This is a genomic window from Paractinoplanes durhamensis (genome assembly GCF_016862175.1).
GTDB classification, from domain to species: Bacteria; Actinomycetota; Actinomycetes; order Mycobacteriales; family Micromonosporaceae; genus Actinoplanes; species Actinoplanes durhamensis.
Genome location: NZ_BOML01000050.1, coordinates 105988 through 126070, shown reverse-complemented (window position 1 = coordinate 126070; position 20083 = coordinate 105988). Strand labels below are relative to the sequence as shown.

At 68.5% G+C, this 20083-nt stretch carries 12 protein-coding genes; 9 read left to right on the top strand and 3 right to left on the bottom strand.

Annotation, left to right across the window (positions count from 1 at the left end; genetic code table 11):
• Positions 1-68: 68 nt before the first annotated feature.
• Positions 69-2426, bottom strand: a complete 2358-nt coding sequence (locus Adu01nite_RS30685; protein WP_239132811.1) for a beta-glucosidase family protein — start codon at positions 2424-2426, stop codon at positions 69-71.
• Between the two features lie 295 nt (positions 2427-2721).
• On the opposite strand from Adu01nite_RS30685, the gene Adu01nite_RS30680 reads away from it, so the two are divergent.
• Genes Adu01nite_RS30680 through Adu01nite_RS30670 form a run of 3 tightly spaced genes read left to right on the top strand, consistent with a single transcriptional unit; the run spans position 2722 to position 5859 of the window.
• On the top strand, positions 2722-4056 hold the full coding sequence (locus tag Adu01nite_RS30680) for an extracellular solute-binding protein (RefSeq protein WP_203731907.1): 1335 nt from the start codon (positions 2722-2724) through the stop codon (positions 4054-4056).
• Complete coding sequence (locus Adu01nite_RS30675) at positions 4053-4976, top strand: carbohydrate ABC transporter permease (RefSeq protein WP_203731905.1); 924 nt, start codon at positions 4053-4055, stop codon at positions 4974-4976. Before Adu01nite_RS30680 ends, Adu01nite_RS30675 begins: the two co-directional genes overlap by 4 nt.
• Before the next feature lies 1 nt (position 4977).
• Positions 4978-5859: a carbohydrate ABC transporter permease gene (locus tag Adu01nite_RS30670; protein ID WP_203731902.1), complete on the top strand. Its 882-nt coding sequence runs from the start codon at positions 4978-4980 to the stop codon at positions 5857-5859.
• Here the strand turns inward: Adu01nite_RS30670 and Adu01nite_RS30665 are convergent.
• Entirely contained in the window at positions 5824-6861 is a 1038-nt protein-coding gene (locus Adu01nite_RS30665) for a LacI family DNA-binding transcriptional regulator (RefSeq protein WP_203731900.1), read from the bottom strand. The genes Adu01nite_RS30670 and Adu01nite_RS30665 overlap by 36 nt on opposite strands.
• A 505-nt stretch (positions 6862-7366) precedes the next feature.
• On the opposite strand from Adu01nite_RS30665, the gene Adu01nite_RS30660 reads away from it, so the two are divergent.
• A complete protein-coding gene (locus tag Adu01nite_RS30660; RefSeq protein ID WP_307836661.1) occupies positions 7367-8092 on the top strand; it encodes a TIR-like protein FxsC in 726 nt (241 codons plus the stop codon).
• Entirely contained in the window at positions 8089-13035 is a 4947-nt protein-coding gene (gene fxsT / locus Adu01nite_RS30655) for an FxSxx-COOH system tetratricopeptide repeat protein (protein ID WP_239132810.1), read from the top strand. Before Adu01nite_RS30660 ends, fxsT begins: the two co-directional genes overlap by 4 nt.
• Positions 13036-13043: 8 nt before the next feature.
• Here the strand turns inward: fxsT and Adu01nite_RS30650 are convergent, their stop codons facing one another.
• Complete coding sequence (locus tag Adu01nite_RS30650; protein WP_203731897.1) at positions 13044-14372, bottom strand: GntR family transcriptional regulator; 1329 nt, start codon at positions 14370-14372, stop codon at positions 13044-13046.
• 59 nt (positions 14373-14431) lie between these two features.
• Here Adu01nite_RS30650 and Adu01nite_RS30645 point away from each other — a divergent pair, with 59 nt between their 5' ends.
• The 4 genes from Adu01nite_RS30645 (at position 14432) to Adu01nite_RS30630 (ending at position 20080) form a co-directional block, all read left to right on the top strand.
• Positions 14432-15919 carry a CoA-acylating methylmalonate-semialdehyde dehydrogenase gene (locus tag Adu01nite_RS30645; protein ID WP_203731895.1) on the top strand — a complete coding sequence of 496 codons (1488 nt, stop codon included), beginning with the start codon at positions 14432-14434 and terminating at the stop codon, positions 15917-15919.
• Between the two features lie 16 nt (positions 15920-15935).
• Positions 15936-17273, top strand: a complete 1338-nt coding sequence (locus tag Adu01nite_RS30640; RefSeq protein ID WP_203731893.1) for an aspartate aminotransferase family protein — start codon at positions 15936-15938, stop codon at positions 17271-17273.
• Positions 17274-17432: 159 nt separating this feature from the next.
• On the top strand, positions 17433-18869 hold the full coding sequence (locus tag Adu01nite_RS30635) for a gamma-aminobutyraldehyde dehydrogenase (protein ID WP_239132809.1): 1437 nt from the start codon (positions 17433-17435) through the stop codon (positions 18867-18869).
• Between the two features lie 53 nt (positions 18870-18922).
• The gene (locus Adu01nite_RS30630; RefSeq protein ID WP_203731891.1) at positions 18923-20080 is read left to right on the top strand and encodes an ABC transporter ATP-binding protein; all 1158 of its coding nucleotides are present in this window, start codon (positions 18923-18925) and stop codon (positions 20078-20080) included.
• The last annotated feature ends 3 nt before the right edge of the window (positions 20081-20083 follow it).

Genomic DNA, 20083 nt, shown 5'->3' with positions numbered 1-20083 from the left:
TAACGATTTGGGTCGGGCCCCCGGCGGGTCGGGCTCCCCGGCGGACGGTGCCAGGGAGCCCGGGTCCCTCAGGCCTTCTCGACCTCGACCGGGGTGAGCAGGACCCGGTCCCGTCCGGTCTCCCGGATCGCCCCGGTCAGCGTCACCGAGCCGCGGCAGGGCAGGTCCGTGGCCGACGAGCCGACCAGGATCTCCAGCTCGCCGGGCTCGACGATACGTCGCAGGTCGCGACCGGTGAAGGCGGTCCGGTCGGTGTGCACCCGGAACCGGACATCCTTGGCCTCACCCGGCGCCAGCGGCACCCGGGCGAACCCGGTCAGCTGCTTCACCGGCCGGGTGACCTGCGCGATCACGTCGCGCAGGTAGAGCTGCACGACCTCGTCACCGGCCCGCTCGCCGGTGTTGCGCACCCGCACGGTCACGCTGAACTCGCCGTCGGTCGGCACGCTGCCGTCGCTGATCCGCAGGTCGTCGACCTCGAACGTGGTGTACGAGCGGCCGTGCCCGAACGGGAACAGCGGCGTCGGGTCGAGGTTGCTGACCCCGCTGTTCTCCGCGCCGAGGACCGGCTGCAGATAGGTGCCGGGCTGGCCGCCCGGGGTCCTCGGGATCTGCACCGGGAGTTTCGCGCCCGGCTGGACCCGCCCGCTGAGCACCCCCGCGATGGCCGACGCACCTTCCTCACCAGGCATGAACGCCTGCACCAGCGCCGCGGCCGAGCCGGCCACGTCACCCAGCGCGTACGGCCGGCCGGAGACCACGACCACCACCACCGGCGTACCCGTCGCCAGCAACTCCTGCAGCAGCTCGCCCTGCAGGCCCGGCAGCCGCAGCTCGTCGGCGTCGCAGCCCTCGCCCGACGTGCCGTGCCCGAACAGCCCGGCCAGGTCGCCGACCAGGGCGATGCAGACGTCCGCGTCGCGGGCGGCGGCGACCGCGGCCGCGAAGCCGGACCGGTCGTCGCTGTTCACCTCGCAGCCGCGCTCGTAGGTCACCTCGGCGGCCAGCTCGTTCCGGAGCGCGTCGACCGCGGTCGGGACCTCGATGCCGAGCCCGGCGTCCGGGTAGCGCGGCAGCACGTGGTTGGGGAAGGCGTAACAACCCATGAACGTACGCGGATCGGCGGCGCAGGGGCCGACCACCGCGACCTTCCGCAGCTCCGGATCGAGCGGCAGCGTTGATCCGGCATCCAGCAGGATGATCGACTTCTCGGCCATCTCCCGGGCGAGCGCCCGGTTGGCGGGGGAGTCGAGGTCGACCTGGTCGGCGTCGGCCACCGAGCCCTCCGGCGTCCAGCCCGGGTCGAGCAGGCCGAGCTCGACCTTCTGGGTGAGCAGGCGGGCCGCGGCCCGGTCGATCAGCTCCTCCGGCACCCTGCCGATCAGGCCCGGCCCGAAGCCCAGCGTGTCGGGCAGCTCGACGTCGATGCCGGCCGTCAGGGCCTGCACGCCGGCGTCGTCCATGTCGGCGGCGACCCGGTGCATGCTGGCCAGGAACGGCACCGCCCAGTAGTCGCTGACCACCGTGCCGGTGAAGCCCCACTGCTCGCGCAGCACCTCGGTGAGCAGCCACGGGTCGGCGCCGGCCGGCACGCCGTCGACGTCGGAGTAGGAGTTCATCACCGACCCGACGCCGGCCTCGCGGACCGCGGTCTCGAACGTCGGCAGGATGACGTCGAGCAGTTCGCGCCGGCCCATCGACACCGGGCCGTGGTTGCGGGCGCCGCGCGAGGCCGAATAGCCCGCGAAGTGCTTGAGGGTGGCGATCACCCCGGCGCTCTGCAGGCCGCGCACGTAGCCGGCGCCGAGCAGGGCCACCAGGTACGGGTCCTCGCCGATGGTCTCCTCGACCCGGCCCCAGCGGTAGTCACGGACCACGTCCAGCACCGGGGACAGGCCCTGGTGGATGCCGAGGGCGGCCATGTCCCGGCCGATCGAGGCGGCCATCCGCTCGACCAGCTCCGGGTCGAAGGTGGCACCCCAGGCGATCGCGGCCGGGTAGACGGTGGCGCCGAACGACGTGAAGCCGGTGAGGCACTCCTCGTGGACGAGGGCCGGGATGCCGAGCCGCGAGTTGCCGAGCACGATCCGTTGCTGCCGGATGACCTCGGCGGCACCCTCGGTCGCGGTCAGCGGGACGCTGCCATAGACACGCGTCAAGTGCCCTAGACCGTTCCGGCTGGCCTCCGACAGCGGTACGGTGCCGGAAGCGGCAAAGACGTCCTGCATCGGGGCGACGTTCAGCGTCTCCTCCGGGTCGGTGCTGGGCGCGGCGTCGCCGGACTCCTGCATGTCGTTTCCGACCCATCGGCTGCCGAGTTGTGCGACCTTTTCCTCAACGGTCATCGCGGCGAGCAGGAGTGCGACCCGCTCCGGAACCGGTACCGCCGGATCCTTCCATGGCTGGGGGGCCTGTCCTTCGGTCACGGTGTCACTCCTCAAGTGTTCCTCATAAGTTCCGAAACTTTCAGTACTTTCACAGCATGCGTTATCGCTCGGTCATGTCGTGACGAAGGGGTGCAAGCTCCGGTCCACTCTCGCGCTGGGAGCGCGACCAGAGCAAGACCCTTGACATGATCAAGCTGAAACCCTACGTTAACGAAACCTCACGTTAACTTGCGGCCCTCGTTCGAAAGTTGCAGGCTTTGTGACGGCGGCTACCCCATCCCCACGACGATCCACTCGCCGCGGCAGGGCGCGGCACTCGAGTACGGAGATCAGCGTGTTCAATAGCAACTTTTCCCGTCGAAACTTCCTTGGTCTGACCGCAGGGGCCGCCGGTGCTGCGGCCCTGGCGGCATGTGGCAGCTCAGGCCCGAGCGACAAGGGCGGCAGCGGCAGCAGCAGCGGCAGCGCGTCCTACTGGTCGCTGAGCGGTGAGCCCGGCCAGCCGATCCGCCAGGCGGCGATCGACCGGTTCAACAAGGCGAACCCCGACACCAAGATCGCTCCGGAGTTCTTCCAGAACGATGCCTACAAGCAGAAGATCAAGACCGCGATCGGTGCCGGCCAGGCCCCGACGATGATCTGGGGCTGGGGCGGTGGCGGCCTCAAGTCGTACGTCGACGCCTCGGCGGTGGTCGACCTGACCGACTGGCTCGGCCAGAACGCCGCGGTCAAGGACAAGATCCTGACCTCGTCGTTCGGCGCCGGCACGGTCAACGGCAAGGTCTACGCCCTGCCGATCGAGACCGTCCAGCCGATCGTGCTCTTCTACAACAAGAAGGTCTTCGAGAAGGTCGGCGTGCAGCCGCCCCAGTCGTACGGCGACATTCTCGACCTGATCCCGAAGTTCAACGCCAAGGGCATCGCGCCGTTCTCGCTCGCCGGTCAGTCCCGGTGGACGAACATGATGTGGCTCGAGTTCATGCTCGACCGCCAGGCCGGCTCCGAGGTCTTCGACAACGTGTTCTCCGGCAAGGCCGGCTCGTGGTCCGACCCGCAGGTGCTGGAGATGCTCACCAAGGTCCAGGACCTGGTGAAGGGCAAGGCGTTCATCAACGGCTTCTCGTCGGTCACCGCCGACTCGAACGCCGACCAGGCCCTGCTCTACACCGGCAAGGCCGCGATGATGGTGCACGGCTCCTGGTCGTTCGGCATCCAGAAGGCCAACGGCGGCGACTTCGTCAAGAGCGGCGGCCTGGGCTGGATGAACTTCCCGCCGATCGACGGCGGCAAGGGCGACCCGACCAACACGGTCGGCAACCCGGGCCAGTACCTTTCGATCTCGTCGAAGGCCAGCGCCGCGGAGCAGGACATCGCCAAGAAGTTCTTCTCCACGACGCTCGTCGACGACGACGAGAAGGCCGGCTGGGTCAAGTCCGGCGGCGTGCCGGTCCTCAAGGACGCCGACAGCCTCTACACCGGTGACGACGCCCAGTTCCTCAAGGACATGGCCGCGATCGCGTCCGGCGCCAAGACCTTCGCGCAGTCCTGGGACCAGGCGCTGTCCCCGACGGCGGCGGAGACGCTGCTGGACAACATCGCCAAGCTGTTCCAGCTCCAGGTCACCCCCCAGCAGTGGGTCGACAACATGAACGCGGTAATCGGCAAATGACGACGCTCGCTCCGCCCGCCGTACGCGTGCAGGAGCCAACGACCGCCAAAGGCGGGCGGAGCGGCTCCGTCGTGTGGATGGCCATCCCGGCGCTCCTGATGTTCATCGCGTTCGGGGTCATCCCGCTGCTCGGTGTGCTCGGGCTCAGCTTCACCACCTGGGACGGCATCGGGGACATCCACCCGTCCGGCCTCGACAGCTGGACGGCAACGCTCAAGGATCCCGAGCTGCCGCATGCCATCTGGGTGACGTTCGAGATCATGGCGCTGTCATGGCTCGTACAAACCCCGATCTCGATCTTGATCGGTGTTTTCCTGGCAGCGTTCAAGAAGTACCGCGGGTTCCTGGCGGTGCTGTATTTCATCCCGCTGCTGCTGTCCTCGGCGGCCATCTCGATCACCTACAAGGCGCTGCTCGACCCGAACTTCGGGCTGGGCGCCGGCTTCGGGGTCGAGTGGCTCAAACAGGACTGGCTGGGCGACTCCAAGCTCGCCGTCGGGGTGCTCATCTTCGTGGTCTCGTGGCAGTACATCCCGTTCCACTCGCTGATCTACCAAGGTGCGGTCCGGCAGATCCCGACGTCGATGTACGAGGCGTCGATGATCGACGGGGCCGGCCGGCTGCGGCAGTTCTTCTCCATCACGCTGCCGCAGATCAAGTACACGATCATCACGTCGTCGACGCTGATGGTCGTGGGCTCGCTGACCTTCTTCGATCTGATCTATGTGCTCACCGGCGGCGGTCCGGGCAACGCGACACGGGCGCTGGCGCTGCAGATGTATCAGAAGGGCTTCATGGCCAACCTGATGGGACCCGCTTCGTGCATCGCGGTGATCCTGGTGCTGGCCGGTGTGCTCCTGGCTCAGCTGCTGCGCCGCCTCGGCGGGCGCGGCGACGAGAGCCAGATGGAAGGAGTCTGAGATGGCGACGGTAACTGTTTCGGGTTCCGGCAACGCCCAGCGGCGCCGCGGCGCCGGCTACAAACTGAGCAAGCTGAACATCTTCGGCGGTGTCTTCGGCTGGCTGTGGCTGTTCATCGTGATGATCCCGATCTACTGGATCGTCATCACGAGCTTCAAGACCCAGGCGAACTACTTCATCACCAACACCTTCGCCCCGCCGTCCGACCCGACGATGGACAACTACAAGACGGTCCTCGACAACGAGATCGTCCGGTATTTCCTGAACAGCGTCGTGGTCACCCTCGGTGCGGTCGTACCCGCCGTCCTGATCTCCTTCATGGCGGCCTACGCGATCATCCGGGGCATCGGCAACCGGTTCCTGCGCTTGACCAACTCGCTGTTCCTGCTGGGCCTGGCGATCCCGCTGCAAGCGGTGATCATCCCGGTCTACCTGATCATCATCCGGCTCAAGCTGTACGACACCCTGCTCGCCATCGTCCTGCCGTCGATCGCGTTCGCCATCCCGCTGTCCGTCCTGGTGCTGAGCAACTTCATCCGGGACGTGCCGCGGGAGCTGTTCGAATCGATGCGGATGGACGGTGCCACCGAGTGGGGCACCCTGTGGCGGCTGGCCTTCCCGCTCACCCGCCCCGCGCTGGTCACCGTGACCATCTACAACGCGCTGGGCATCTGGAACGGCTTCCTGCTGCCACTGGTGCTGACCCAGAGCGCCGACCAGCGCACCATCCCCTTGGCGCTGGTCAACTTCCAGGGTCAGTTCGGCGTGAACACACCGGCCATCGCCGCGTCGATCACGCTGACCACGCTCCCGATCATCATTCTCTACGCGATCGGGCGCCGGCAGCTACTGAGCGGTCTTACCGCCGGCTTCGGCAAATAGGGCAGTGCTCTCCCGGATCACCAGCTCGGTAGCGAGCTCGACCCGGGGAGTCTCGATGGGCTCGCCCCGCGACAACCGCAAAACGGTCCGCGCGGCGAGCCCACCCATGTCGGCGAGCGGCTGGCGCACCGTGGTCAGCGGGGGAGCCGACCAGCGGGCCTCGGGCAGGTCGTCGAAACCGACCACGCTCAGGTCGTCCGGGATTCGGATGCCGCGCAGCCGGGCCGCCTCGTAGAGCCCCAGCGCCATCTGGTCGCTGGACGCGAAGATCGCGGTCGGCGGGTCGTCCCGATCGAGCAGCCGCTGCCCGGCCTGGAAACCCGACTCGTGCTGGAAGTCGCCCGGCTCGATCAGCCGCCGGTCGAGGCGCAGACCGGCCTCCTCCAGAGCGGCACGGTAGCCGTCCAGCCGTGCACGTGAACACAGCAAGTTTTTCGGACCCTCGACCAGGCCGATCTTGGTGTGGCCCAGGGAGATCAGGTGCTCGGTGGCGCTACGCCCACCGGACCAGTTCGTCGCGCCGATCGTCGGCACGTCCGCGGCCACGCCGCCGGCCGGATCGATTATCACCATCGGCACGTTCAACCGGTGCAGCTCGGTGCTTATCGGGCCGGCACCGTCCGAGATCACCAGGATCACGCCGTCGGACTGCCGCGCCCGCAGGTTCTGCAGCCACGCGCGGGTCGATGCGGTCCGCCGGTGCACGGCCGAGACGACCGTGCCGACACCCGCCGCATGCGTCACTTCCTCCACGCCGCGGATCAGCTCCACCGCCCAGGGGCTGTCAAGATCCTGGAAGACCAGGTCGATCAAGCCGGCGCGTAGTGGTTGGCGAGAGTTACGAGGGCGGTAGTCGTGCTCCCTCAGGAGGTGCTCGATGCGGTCCCTTGTCTCGGGGGAGACGTCGGTGCGGCCGTTCAGGACTCTTGAGACCGTGGGAACGGAGACCCCGGCGGCTTCCGCGATGGTCGCGATCGTTACCCGTCGTCCGGCCGCGGCCATCCTGCTCTCCCTACCTGCCGCGGTGGGTCATCTTCGAAACTTTCGTCCGCGGTGTCGGAAGTATTGCACACGTTCTTACTCTTCTGGACTTATGTATTCCTGGTCTTTGTTGGTTTTGGTTGCGGTGGGACGGTTGAGGGCCGGGGGTGACCACGCTGGGCGGTAAAGCATCTATGCCCTGCGTGGTCACCCCCGGCCCTCAACCTTGCGTGGTCGTACCTTGCGGGCAGGACTTTGGTCGCCCGCTGCTGGGTGCACGATCAAGCCTGGTGGTCCCCTGACGGCGGGTGGTCTGGCTGCCGCGCTGTGGTGTGGCCAGGGGGTTCGGTCACCCGGGCGGGCCTTCGTGGTGGGTCATGCGAACATTCCGCGCCGCCCGCGGCCGTTGGTGGCTTCGGTACAGGTGGGGGTGGGGGCCGGGGCTTTCAGCTTGGGCCGTTCTCGATTCTGTGCGGCTCTACTCCTGGGGTCGTGGGTTGTTGTTGTGGGCACCTGATTGGTCGATGTGGTTGGTTGGGTGTGGTGGTTAACTTGCGTTGGATCACAGTGGATTGTGAGGGGAGCGCGGGTGGTCGCTTCGGTCGTTGACGATCCGAGCGCGCCTGTGTTCTTTGTTAGTTATGCGCGGCCTGGGCGGTCTCGGCCCGTCGCGGATTCGCGTGAGCCCAATCGGCATGTCATGCGGTTCTTCGATGAGCTCACGGAGAGTGTCAACGAGCTCATCGGGTCTCCGTTGGGGCAGGATCCTGGGTATCTGGATTTTGGCCAAGGTAGTGGTGAGCGCTGGGAAGATCGGGTTCTGCGCGCGATCGGTACCTCTCAGGTGCTTGTCTGCCTGCTCTCGCGGCCCTTCTTTCTCAGTTCCTGGTGCAGCCGGGAATGGGATGCCTTTGAGCGTCGTACGGTCGTGCCTCGCGCTGGGGTGACCCGGCCTGGCGACACGGCGATCGTGCCGGTGCTGTGGACGCCCTACCACGAGCCGCTTCCGCCCCGGATCGCCAAGGTCAATGTGTTTCGGCCGGTCGGGCTTCCGGATGAGTCCTATGCCGAGCGGTATCTCGCCGATGGGCTCTTCGGGCTGCTTCGCACCGGGCAGACCGAGGTCTATCAGGCGGTCGTCTGGAAGTTGGCGCTGCATATTCAGCGCATCCACAGCCTTTACTGGACCGAGCCCGGGGTTCCGTCCGGTGTTGCTGAGCTGCGGAGCAGCTTTGACGAGGCGGTGCCATGAGTCCGGCCTTCTTCCTCAGTTATGCGCACTCCGCGCCGCTGCCGGACAGCGATCGGCCCGACACCGACCGCTGGGTCCGGCAGTGTTTTGAGGATCTGTCCCGGGAGGTTGCCGTTCTGCTCGGTGAACCGGAGCAGGACGTGGGCTTTGCCGACTACCTGGCCGCGCCGGGGGCTGACGGCAAGGCGCTGCTGGCCGAGAACCTCGGCCTGGCTGACGTGTTTGTTCCGCTCTACTCGCCCGGCTACTTCAACAAGCCGTGGCCGATGCGTGAGCGGGCCATTTTCCTGCGGCGGCTTGAAACTGCCTTTCCCGGGCGGCCTGAGCAGGCCGGTGCTCATCTCGTGCCGGTGCTGTGGATTCCGCTACCCGGCTGGGATCGCCGTCCCGAGCTTGCGGCCGCGCTCTCGCTCGGTGATGGCGTGCCCGCCTATGCCCAGAACGGGCTGCGCGCGCTGTGCATGCTGACCAGTTTCCGGGACGAGTACCGCGAGATCATCGGGCGGCTGGCGCAACGGATCGTGGAGAACATCCGGCGGTCCGACCTGACGCCGGGGCGGGTCATGCCGATCGACGAGATGCCGGCGCCGGAGTCGTCGGCCACCGAGACCCGGCTCCTCGTTGGGCTGGTCGGCGTCGCGGAGCCCGATCCGGGCGTCGGCTGGCGTCCGTTCGGGTCGGCGCAGAGTCCGTCGATCGCCGACTACGTGGCCAACGTCGCCGAGCGGCTCGGCCTGCCGACCAGGATCATCGGGACCACCGACCTGGCGGCGGTCGACAACTCGCCGGCCGTGCTCGTCGTCGACCCGCGGTCGCTCGACGGCGACGACCCGCTTTCGCACCTGACCGGGCATCTGCACCCCTGGGTGATTCCCGTCCTGGTCACCGATCGGCACGCTGGGGCCGACGGGGAACTGTTGGCGCGGGTGGCCGAGGCGCTCACGGCCCTCGGGGTCGAGCGGGTGCACGAGGCACACGACGTCGGGCAGGTCGCACACCTCGTTCCGGCCGTGGTGAGTGAAGCGCGTCGTCAGTTTCTCCGGCACGCTCCTGTCTACGCGCCGAAAGGCCCTGGAGTCCGCGGCTCGCCGGCGGCGCCGCCCAAGCAGGTGAGACGGTCCGTGCCAGCGGATCCGCGGCACGGCAAGATCGTGACGTTCTACTCCTACAAGGGTGGGACGGGCCGCACCATGGCCCTGGCCAACGTCGCCTGGATCCTCGCCGCCAACGGCAAGCGTGTCCTCGTTGCCGACTGGGACCTGGAGTCGCCCGGGCTGCACCGCTTCTACGAGCCGTTCATGGACGCGGGCACGATCGAGGCCAGCAGCGGCGTCGTCGACATGATCAGAGCCTACGAGTGGCAGACGACGCGCGACGAAGACCGCAGTCCGGGCTGGCACAGGGACTTCGCCCGGGTCGGCCCGCACGCCTTCACGCTGAATTGGGAGCACTTCCCGGACGGCGGGCGGCTCGACTTCCTTTCCGCCGGCCGGCAGAACCGCGACTATGCCGCCCAACTGACCGGAATGAACTGGGACGACTTCTACGGCCGACTGGGCGGCGGAGCGTTCTTCGACGCGCTTCGCGAGGACATGCGCGCCAACTACGACTACACGCTGATCGACAGTCGGACCGGCCTGAGCGACGAGGCCGACATCTGCACGATCCATCTGCCGGACGTCGTGGTCGACTGCTTCACTTTCAGCGGCCAGGGCATCGAGGGGGCGGCCCGGGTCGCCGAGGCGATCGTGCAACACCGCGACATCCGGGTCCTGCCGGTGGCGATGCGGGTCGATCCAGCCGAGAAGGAGAAGGTGGATGCGGGCCGGGCGGTGGCGATTCAGCGCTTCGATGGCATGCCCACCGGGATGGATCCAGGTCAGCGTCGTGGCTACTGGAACGACGTCGAGGTGCCGTACCGGCCGTTCTACGCGTACGAAGAGACGCTCGCGACCTTCGGCGACCTGCCGGGACAGCTGACCTCGGTGCTGGCTGCCTACGAGCGGATCGCCGGTTACATCACCGACGGCGAAGTCACCGCATTTCCGGCGATGGACGAGAAACTGCGCGTCCGGACCGTCAGACGGTTCGTCCGGCGCATCATGTACACCCCGCCCGAGGTGAACCTCCATTACCTGCCGGAGGACCAGCACTGGGCCGAATGGGTCGGCGGACTTCTTACCGCGGCCGGTGTGCGGGTCAACGATCAGCACAACCCCTCGCTTACCGCCCGCCATCTGACCTTGGTCTCGCATGCCAGTGCGGCCGCAGGGGGCGATTCTGTCCGGCGGGACCGGTCCGATCCCAGGGCGCCGCTGGCGGTCTACGTGGACGACGTCGCGCCGCTCACCTCTTTTCCGAGCGGTTCGTCGGTGTTCATCGCAGGGCGGCCCTTCGAGGGCGCGGTCGAAGGGGTCCTGCGCCTGGTCGGTCTTTCCGATACCGCTGATGTCGACCTGTCGGCGATCGGTGTGCGCTATCCGGGGGAGCAACCGGCGGTGGTCAACTCGCCGGCCCGCAATGCCCGGTTCACCGGCCGTGAGGAGGACCTGCTCGAACTGCGCACCCAGCTGCGCATCGGTCAGCCGGTCGCCCTGCAGGGCATGGGTGGGATCGGCAAGACGCAGATCGCACTGGAGTACGTCCACCGGTTCCGCAACGCCTACGACGTCATCTGGTGGGTGGTTGCGGACCAGCCGATGTTCCTCGACACCCAGCTGTCCGACCTGGGCGAGAAGCTGGGCCTGGTCCTGCCGGAGTCCAATGTTCCCGAGGTGGCTCGCACCGTCGTCGCCACCCTCGAGCGCGGCGGCTCGACCAGCCGTTGGCTGCTCGTCATGGACAACGCCGAGGATGTCGAGGGAGTCCTGCGGTTCGTCCCGCGCGGACCGGGGCATGTGCTGATCACCTCCCGCAATCCGGCCTGGGGTGACCAGGCACAGATCTTGCAGGTCGATGTCTTCAGTCGGCAGGAGAGCATCACGCACCTCCGGCAGCGGCTGCCCGCGATCTGGCCGCAGGAGGCTGATCGCATCGCTGACCTGCTCGGCGACCTGCCGATCGCGATCGCCGCGGCCGGCGCTTGGCTCGCCGAGACCGGTGAACCGGTCGGCGAGTACGTCAGCCGCGTCGAGCAGCAGGGTCCCAGCCTCTCGACAGAGCAGGTATGGGACTACTCCCTGGAGCTGCTGCGCGAGCGGTCCCCGGCGGCCTACCGCCTGCTCCAGCTGTGCGCGTGCATGGCCCCGGACATCCCCCTCGACCTGGTCCGCGGCGACGAGATGGCGGACCTGCTCCGCGATCTCGACCCGGCGGTGACCGAGCGCGCCTACCGCGGTGTCCTCGTGCAGCACATCAACCGGCTGGCCCTGCTCAAGATGGATGTCAGCTACGGCCGGATCCAGGTGCACCGGCTGATCCAGCACGTGGTCCGGATGCGCATGACCCAAGAGGAACTGGCCACCACCCGCCACCAGGTGCACCTGATGCTGGCGGCGTCGCGGCCGCGCTACGAGGTCGACGACGCCCGTTCCTGGCCGCGCTTCCAGATGCTCTGGCCACACCTCGAGGTGTCGGACGCCGCCGAGTGCGACGACGAATCGGTCCGTCAGCTCCTGATCGACCGGGTGCGCTACAGCTTCGTGACCGGAGACCTCGCCGAGGGTCTCGCGCGCGGCCGCCGGATCGAGCAGTGGTGGAGCCGGATGCTCGGCGACGAGGAGCCCGCCGGGCCGGACCGCGGCCTGCGGCGGCAGCTCATGTACCTGCGCTTCAACATCGCGAACATCATCCGGCAGATGGGCGATATCGAGTCCGCTCGTGCCCTCGACGAGCAGAATCTTGCCGAGCAAAGCGAGTTGCTCGGACCCAGCCACCCGCACACGCTGATGAGCGCGGGCAGCCTCGGCGCCGACTTTCGCGCGCTCGGCCGGTACGAGGACGCCCTGGCCCGGGACGAGCGGGCCTACCAGACGTGGGTGGTGAACTTCGGGGAGGACTACGACCGCACTCTCTCGGCGCTGAACAACCTGTCCTCGACGTACCGGCTGGCCGGCGACTTCCGCAGCGCGCGGGTGCGGGACCAGGACGTGTACGACCGGCGCCGGGTCATGCTCGGGCAGACCCATCCGTCCACGCTCAGCGCCGGCAGCAACCTCGGCCGCGACCTGCGCGACGCCGGGCAGTACCGGGCGAGCGTGGACCTGCTGGAAGTCATCAGCCGGCAGCACGAGGAGGTCTTCGGTCCGCGCTCCTACCGGACGCTCAGCGTGCGGGCCAGCCTAGCGGTGTCGGTCGGCTGCGCCGGTGAGGTGAACCGGGCAGCCGTTCTTCTGGAAGAGACGTACGAGCAGCTCAACGACATCGCGGGTCCGGCTCGGCCGGACACGCTGGCCTGCCGGCTGAGCCGGGCGGTGATTCTGCTGGCCGTTGGGGAGGTGACCAGCAGCGTGTCCGAGCTGGAGGAGTTGCGGCGGGCATACGAGAGCAGCCTCGGCGCACGCCATCCGCACACCCTGGTCTGCCTGAACAACCTGGTCGTAGCGGGCCGGATCGCCGCCGAGCCGAGCGACGCCGTGCCGCGCGCCGGCGCGGTCTTGTCGTCGATGACCGACGTGCTCGGCAAGCACCATCCCTATACGCTCGCCGCCCAGCTGAACCTGGCCATCGTGCACGCCGACAACGGTGACCCGGAGAAGGGGCTTGAACTCATCGAGTCCGCTCTAGCCGGGCACCGCGACAACATCGGCCCGGATCACCCGGACACGTTGCGCTGCATGGTCGACCGTTTGCTGATGCGCATGGCGGCCGGCCGCGAGAGCCTGGCTGACGACGGTGACGCGGTGCAGCGGCTGACTGCGGTGCTCGGCGCGGACCATCCGGAGCTTGTCGCCCAGCGGGAAGGCCGGTACCTGGCCCGGATGCTGGACCCCCATCCGTACTGAGGTGCGGCTCAGCGCGGCACCGACAGGGCGGGGGAGCGTGCGGCCGTGGCCAGGCGGGCGGCCACCGCGGCGTGGTCGGTGGTGATCAGGCCGACCGTCAGGCGCAGGTGGGGTGGGCCGCCGGATGGGGTGAAAGCGGCGCCGGCTGCGGCCGCAATGCCGGCGCTGGCCAAAGTGATCAGGGCGGACTGCTCGTCGGCTACCGGGAGCCAGATGTTCAGGCCGTCGCCGGGTGGCAGGTTGATGCCGGCCTCGCGCAGGCCGTCGAGCACCAGGGCGCGGCGCCGGGCGTACTCGGCGCGGGCGTGCTGCACCGCGGCCACCGATGCCGGGTCGGTCAGCAATCGCAGCAGCAGGTGCTGCAGCAGGCGGCTGGTCCAGCCCTGGCCCAGCAGGCGGCGTTCCAGGATCGGGTCCAGGACCGCCGATGGGCCGCCCACCGCGGCCAGGCGCAGGTCGGGGCCGTGTGACTTGGAGAAGCTGCGGACGTGGATGGTCTGGGTGGGCAGGTGTGCGCCCAGGGACACCAGCGGGCGGGACGACACGTCTGCGGCTGAGTCGTCTTCCACCGCGTACGTCTGCGGACTCAGCGCAAGCACCTCGGCCAGGGACGCCGCCCGCGAGCCGGACCACGACGCGCCGGTGGGGTTCAGGGCTCTCGGCTGCAGGAAGATCGCGGCCGGGCGGGCGGCCAGCGCCGCCGGCAGCAGGGCCGGGATCATGCCCTCGTCGTCGGTGTCTACGCCGATCGGCTCGACGCCGAGGGCCTCCAGCAGGTCCAGCAGCGGCGGGAAGCAGGGGTTTTCCACGATCGCCCGGTCACCCAGGCGTAACAAACCCGAGGCAATCTGATCTATCGCGTCCATCGCGCCGTCGAAGATCGCCAGCCGTTCCGGTGGGAAGGGCCAGGTATCGCGCAGGACCTCGGCCAATGCGGGGAGGACCGGTTCGTCCAGGTAACTGGTGGGGGCGGGGGACAGACCGGCCAAGGCCGGCAGATCTGGCAACAGCAACGGATCCGGTACGCCGGTGGAAAGATCGAGGGTGAAGCCGGCGCGACCGCGCAGCGCCGCCCGGTAGCGGCCTGGACCGCCCATCCGGGATGCGGCGACCACCGTGCCGCGACGCCCGTCGGTCTGGATGGTGCCGGAGCGGCGGAGCAACTGCCAGGCGGCGCTGACCGTGGTGGGGGAGAGATGCAGCTCGGCGGCGACCGTCCGGACCGGGGGAAGCTTGGTGCCGGGGAGCAGCGATCCGTCGCCGATGGCGCGCCCTACCGCGGACGCCAGGCCCCGGGCGGTCAGATCGGTGAGGTTGGATCGTACGGCCTGAAGCATTTTGTGACAGTACGTTTTTAGCATTGTTCGGTCTATACCTGTTACGTAATCTCGGCCTCATGATTCGTATCGCGCACTGGATCGGCGGCGCCTCGCACGCCGGCACCTCGGGCCGGGTCGGCCCCGTCTTCAACCCCGCCACCGGCGAGCAGACCGGCGAGGTCGACCTCGCGTCGGCCGCCGAGGTCGCCGGCGCCGTCGCGGTCGCCAGGGAAGCCGCCGTCGCCTGGCGTTCGGCCTCGCTGTCGAAGCGGTCGGCGGTGCTGTTCAAGTTCCGTGAGCTTCTCGCCGAGCGGTCCGGCGAGCTGGCCGCCGTCATCACCAGCGAGCACGGCAAGGTGCTGTCCGACGCGGGCGGCGAGGTCGCCCGCGGCCTGGAGAACGCCGAGTTCGCCACCGGCATCCCGCACCTGATGAAGGGCTCCTACTCGGAGCAGGCCTCGACCGGCGTCGACGTCTACTCGATCCGCCAGCCGCTCGGCGTGGTCGCCGGCATCACCCCGTTCAACTTCCCGGCCATGGTGCCGCTGTGGATGTGCACCACGGCGATCGCGGCCGGCAACGCGTTCGTGCTCAAGCCGAGCGAGAAGGACCCGTCGGCGGCGCTGTTCCTGGCCCAGCTGTGGAAGGACGCCGGGCTGCCGGAGGGCGTGTTCACGGTGATCAACGGTGACGTCGAGGCGGTCAACGCGATCCTGACCCACCCGGACATCGCGGCGGTCAGCTTCGTCGGGTCGACCCCGGTCGCGAAGTACATCTACGAGACCGGCACCGCGCACGGCAAGCGCGTGCAGGCCCTCGGTGGCGCCAAGAACCACATGGTGGTGCTGCCGGACGCCGAGCTCGACGCGGCCGCCGACGCTGCCGTCAGTGCCGCCTACGGCTCGGCCGGCGAGCGCTGCATGGCCGTCTCCGTCGTCGTGGCCGTCGGTGAGATCGCCGATCCGCTGGTCGAGGCGATCGCGGCGCGGCTGCCGAAGCTGAAGATCGGCGCCGGCAACGACCCCAACTCCGAGATGGGCCCGCTGATCAGCGCCGCCCACAAGGAGAAGGTCGCGAGCTACATCTCGGCCGGCGAGGGCGCGGGCGCGACCGTGGTGACCGACGGCCGGACGTCGGAGGTGCCGTCCGACGGCTACTTCCTCGGCGTCACCCTGCTCGACAACGTCAAGCCGGACATGTCGGTCTACACCGACGAGATCTTCGGCCCGGTCCTCGGCGTCGTCCGCGTGGACACCTATGCCGAGGCCCTGAAGCTGATCAACGACAACGAGTACGGCAACGGCACCGCGATCTTCACCCGCGACGGTGGCGCGGCCCGCCAGTTCCAGTTCGACGTGAACGCGGGCATGGTCGGCGTCAACGTGCCGATCCCGGTGCCGGTCGCCTACTACTCGTTCGGCGGCTGGAAGGCCTCGCTGTTCGGCGACACCCACATGTACGGCCCGGACGGCATCCACTTCTTCACCCGCACCAAGGTCGTCACCTCACGCTGGCCCGACCCGGGCACGTCGTCCGTCGACCTCGGCTTCCCGCAAACCCGATAAAGACCGGATAAAAGCCATGACCGAAGCTTCTGTACGGGCTGACGACCGCGCCCACGTCTTCCACTCCTGGTCCGCCCAGGGCCTGATCAACCCGCTGCCGATCGCCGGCGCCGAAGGCAGTTACTTCTGGGACTACGACGGCAAGCCCTACCTCGACTTCTCGTCGCAGCTCGTCAACATCAACATCGGGCACCAGCACCCGCGGCTGGTCGCCGCGATCCAGGAGCAGGCGGCCAAGCTCTGCACCATCCAGCCGGCCTTCGCCAACGACAAGCGCGGCGAGGCGGCCCGGCTGATCGCCGAGCTGGCCCCGGGCAGCCTGAACAAGGTGTTCTTCACCAACGGCGGCGCCGAGGCCAACGAGAACGCCATCCGGCTCGCCCGTGGCCACACCGGCCGGCACAAGGTGCTCTCCACCTACCGCAGCTACCACGGCTCGACCGCGGCCGCGATCACCGCCACCGGCGACCCGCGGCGCTGGGCCAACGAGCCGACCGCGGTGGGGGTGGTGCACTTCTGGGGCCCGTACCCGTACCGGTCGCCGTTCTATTCCTCGTCTCCGGAGGAGGAGACGCAGCGTGCGCTGGCGCACCTGCGCGAGACCGTCGTCTTCGAAGGGGCCGGCACCATCGCCGCCGTGCTGATCGAGACCGTGGTCGGCACCAACGGCATCCTGGTGCCGCCGCCCGGCTACCTGGCCGGCGTGCGGGAGATCTGCGACGAGTTCGGCATCGTGTTCATCGCCGACGAGGTGATGGCCGGTTTCGGTCGCTGCGGCGAGTGGTTCGCGGTCGACCGCTGGGGCGTCACCCCGGACCTGATCACCTTCGCCAAGGGCGTCAACTCCGGTTACCTGCCGCTGGGCGGGGTGATCATCTCCGACGAGATCGCCGCCACCTTCGCCGAGCGGCCGTTCCCGGGTGGCTTGACCTACTCCGGGCATCCGCTCGCCTGCGCCTCGGCCGTCGCCTCCATCGAGATCTTCAAGGAGGAGGGGATCATCGAGCACGCCCGCGCCCTGGGCGACGACGTGATCGCCCCCGGCCTGGCCGAGCTGGCCGCGAAGCACCCGAGCGTCGGTGAGGTGCGTGGCCTGGGCGTCTTCTGGGCGATCGAACTCGTCCGGGACCGGGCGACCCGCGAGCCGTTGGTGCCGTTCAATGCCTCGGGAGCGGCCGCCGGGCCGATGACCGAGCTGGCCGCGGCCTGCAAGGAGCGGGGTCTCTGGCCGTTCACGCACTTCAACCGGGTGCATGTGGTGCCGCCCTGTACCGCCACCGTCGATGAGGTCCGTGAAGGCCTGTCGATCCTCGACGAGGCGCTCTCGGTGGCCGACAGGTATTACGCAGGCTGACGCCGGATTGCGTAGCTGTGACGGGGGCTCGACGCCTGATTCCGTTTCAGTTTTGGAAATTACTTCGGATTCCCTTGTCTAAGGTCACGCGCGTGTGACAAGGTCCCTGACGTCGATCTGTGGGGCCTGTCACAAGCGCCCAACCGGGAGGTCTACTACGTGAGCAACGCTGTGCCCGAGCTGCGGAACTTTGTCGGTGGCGCCTACACCGGCACCGAGGACGGGGCGACGTCGGAAGTCGTCGACCCGAGCACCGGCGAGGCGTACGCTCTCGCCCCGGTCTCCTCGGCCCGCGACGTGGACGCGGCGATGACCGCCGCCGACACGGGATTCGAGGCCTGGCGGGACGCGACCCCGGCCGACCGGCAGCGGGCGCTGCTGCGCATCGCCGACGCGGTGGAGGCCCGCGCCGACGAGCTGATCGAGGCCGAGTGCCGCAACACCGGCAAGCCGGTCGCGGCCACCCGGCAGGAAGAGATCGGCCCGATGGTCGACGAGCTGCGCTTCTTCGCCGGCGCGGCCCGGATCCTCGAAGGCAAGTCGGCCGGGGAGTACCTGCGCGACCACACGTCCTACGTCCGGCGCGAGCCGATCGGTGTGTGCGCGCAGATCACCCCGTGGAACTACCCGATGGTGATGGCCGTCTGGAAGTTCGCGCCGGCCATCGCGGCCGGCAACTCGGTGGTGCTCAAGCCCTCCGACACCACCCCGGTGAGCACCCTGCTGCTCGCCGAGATCGCCGCCGAGTTCCTCCCGGCCGGCGTTCTCAACGTTGTCTGCGGCGACCGCGACACCGGCCGTGCCGTTGTCGCTCACCCGGCGCCGCAGCTCGTCTCGATCACCGGCTCCACGCGAGCCGGGATGGAGGTCGCCGTGGCGGCGGCGGCCGACCTGAAAAAAGCCCACCTCGAGTTGGGCGGCAAGGCGCCGGTGATCGTCTTCGACGACGTCGACATTGCGGCGACCGCCGAAGCGATCGCCGGCGCCGGCTATTTCAACGCCGGGCAGGACTGCACCGCCGCGACCCGGGTGCTGGTGCACTCGCGGATCGCGGCCGACTTCACCGCGGCGCTCGCCGACGCCGCCGGGCGTCTCAAGGTCGGCGGTCCGGACGACACCGACGCGTTCTTCGGGCCGGTCAACAACGCCAACCAGCTGTCCCGGGTGCAGGGCTTCCTCGAACGCGCCCCCGAGTACGCGTCGATCGTGGCCGGTGGCAAGCGGATCGGTGACCGAGGTTATTTCCTCGAGCCGACGGTCGTAGCGGGCCTGAAACAGAACGACGAGATGATCCAGGACGAGGTGTTCGGCCCGGTCATCACGGTGCAGGAGTTCGGCGACGAGGCGGAGGCGGTGCGGTGGGCCAACGACGTCCGGTTCGGCCTCTCGGCCAGCGTCTGGACGCAGAATCACGGCGTGGCGATGCGGGTCTCGCGCCGCCTCGACTTCGGCGCCGTGTGGATCAACACACATCTGCCGTTCGTGTCGGAAATGCCGCACGGCGGTTACGGGCACTCCGGGTACGGCAAGGACCTTTCGATGTACGGGTTCGAGGAGTACACCCGGATCAAGCATGTGATGAGTTATCTGGGCTGACGCCCTGACCAGCGTCGGCCGTACGTTCGTCCCCCCGCGCGAAGAGGAACACTATGACCACCCCCCAGCACAGCGCCGTCGCCGGCCCACCCGGATCGGCTGCCACCGGGCAGTCGGCCATCCGGTTCGCCGGCGTCCACAAGAACTACCTGTCGCACGGCGACACGGTGCCCGCGGTCAAGCGCATGGACCTGGCGATCGCGCAGGGTGAGTTCTTCTCGCTTCTCGGGCCGTCCGGCTGCGGCAAGACCACCACCATGCGGATGATCGCCGGGTTCGAGGAGCCGTCCGGCGGCAAGGTCTACCTGGACGGCAAGGACGTCACCGGGGTCGCGCCCAACAAGCGCGACGTCAACATGGTGTTCCAGTCGTACGCCCTCTTCCCGCACCTGAACACGTACCAGAACGTGGCGTTCGGTCTCGAGCGCAAGAAGGTCTCCAAGGCCGAGATCAAGAAGCGCGTCGGCGAGATGCTCGAGATCGTCTCGCTGACCGGCATGGAGAAGCGCGCGCCCAAGGAGATGTCCGGCGGCCAGCAGCAGCGCGTCGCCCTCGCCCGGGCCCTGGTCAACCACCCGCGGGCGCTGCTGCTCGACGAGCCGCTCGGCGCCCTCGACCTCAAGCTGCGCCAGCAGATGCAGATCGAGCTCAAGCGCATCCAGCGCGAGGTCGGCATCACCTTCGTCTACGTCACGCACGACCAGGGCGAAGCGCTGACCATGTCCGACCGGATCGCGGTCATGAACGCCGGCGTGATCGAGCAGCTCGGCTCGCCGCGGGAGATCTACGAGCGGCCGGCGACCCGGTTCGTGGCCGGTTTCATCGGCACCTCGAACATCGTCGAGGGTCACGTGGAGCGCACCGAGAACGGGTTGGCCCTGGTCAGCTACACCGCGCAGGACCGGGTCGTGGTGCCGGTCGGCAGCGCGGTGCGGGTCGGCGACAAGGTCGAGGTCTCGATCCGGCCGGAGAAGATCGACATGCACCGGGGGGTGCCGCCGGTGACCTCGACGGGGGGGAGCGTGCTCTCCGGCGTTGTCAACGAGGTTGTTTATCACGGAACTTCCACCAACTACACCGTAGCCACCGCGGCGGGTGCGGACTTTACTGTCTTCGATCAAAATGCTTCGAACGCCGAGGATCTTGCTGATCGCGGCGATCGTGTCTACCTGACCTGGGCCCCCCAGCATTCATACATGATCGGAGTCTGACGA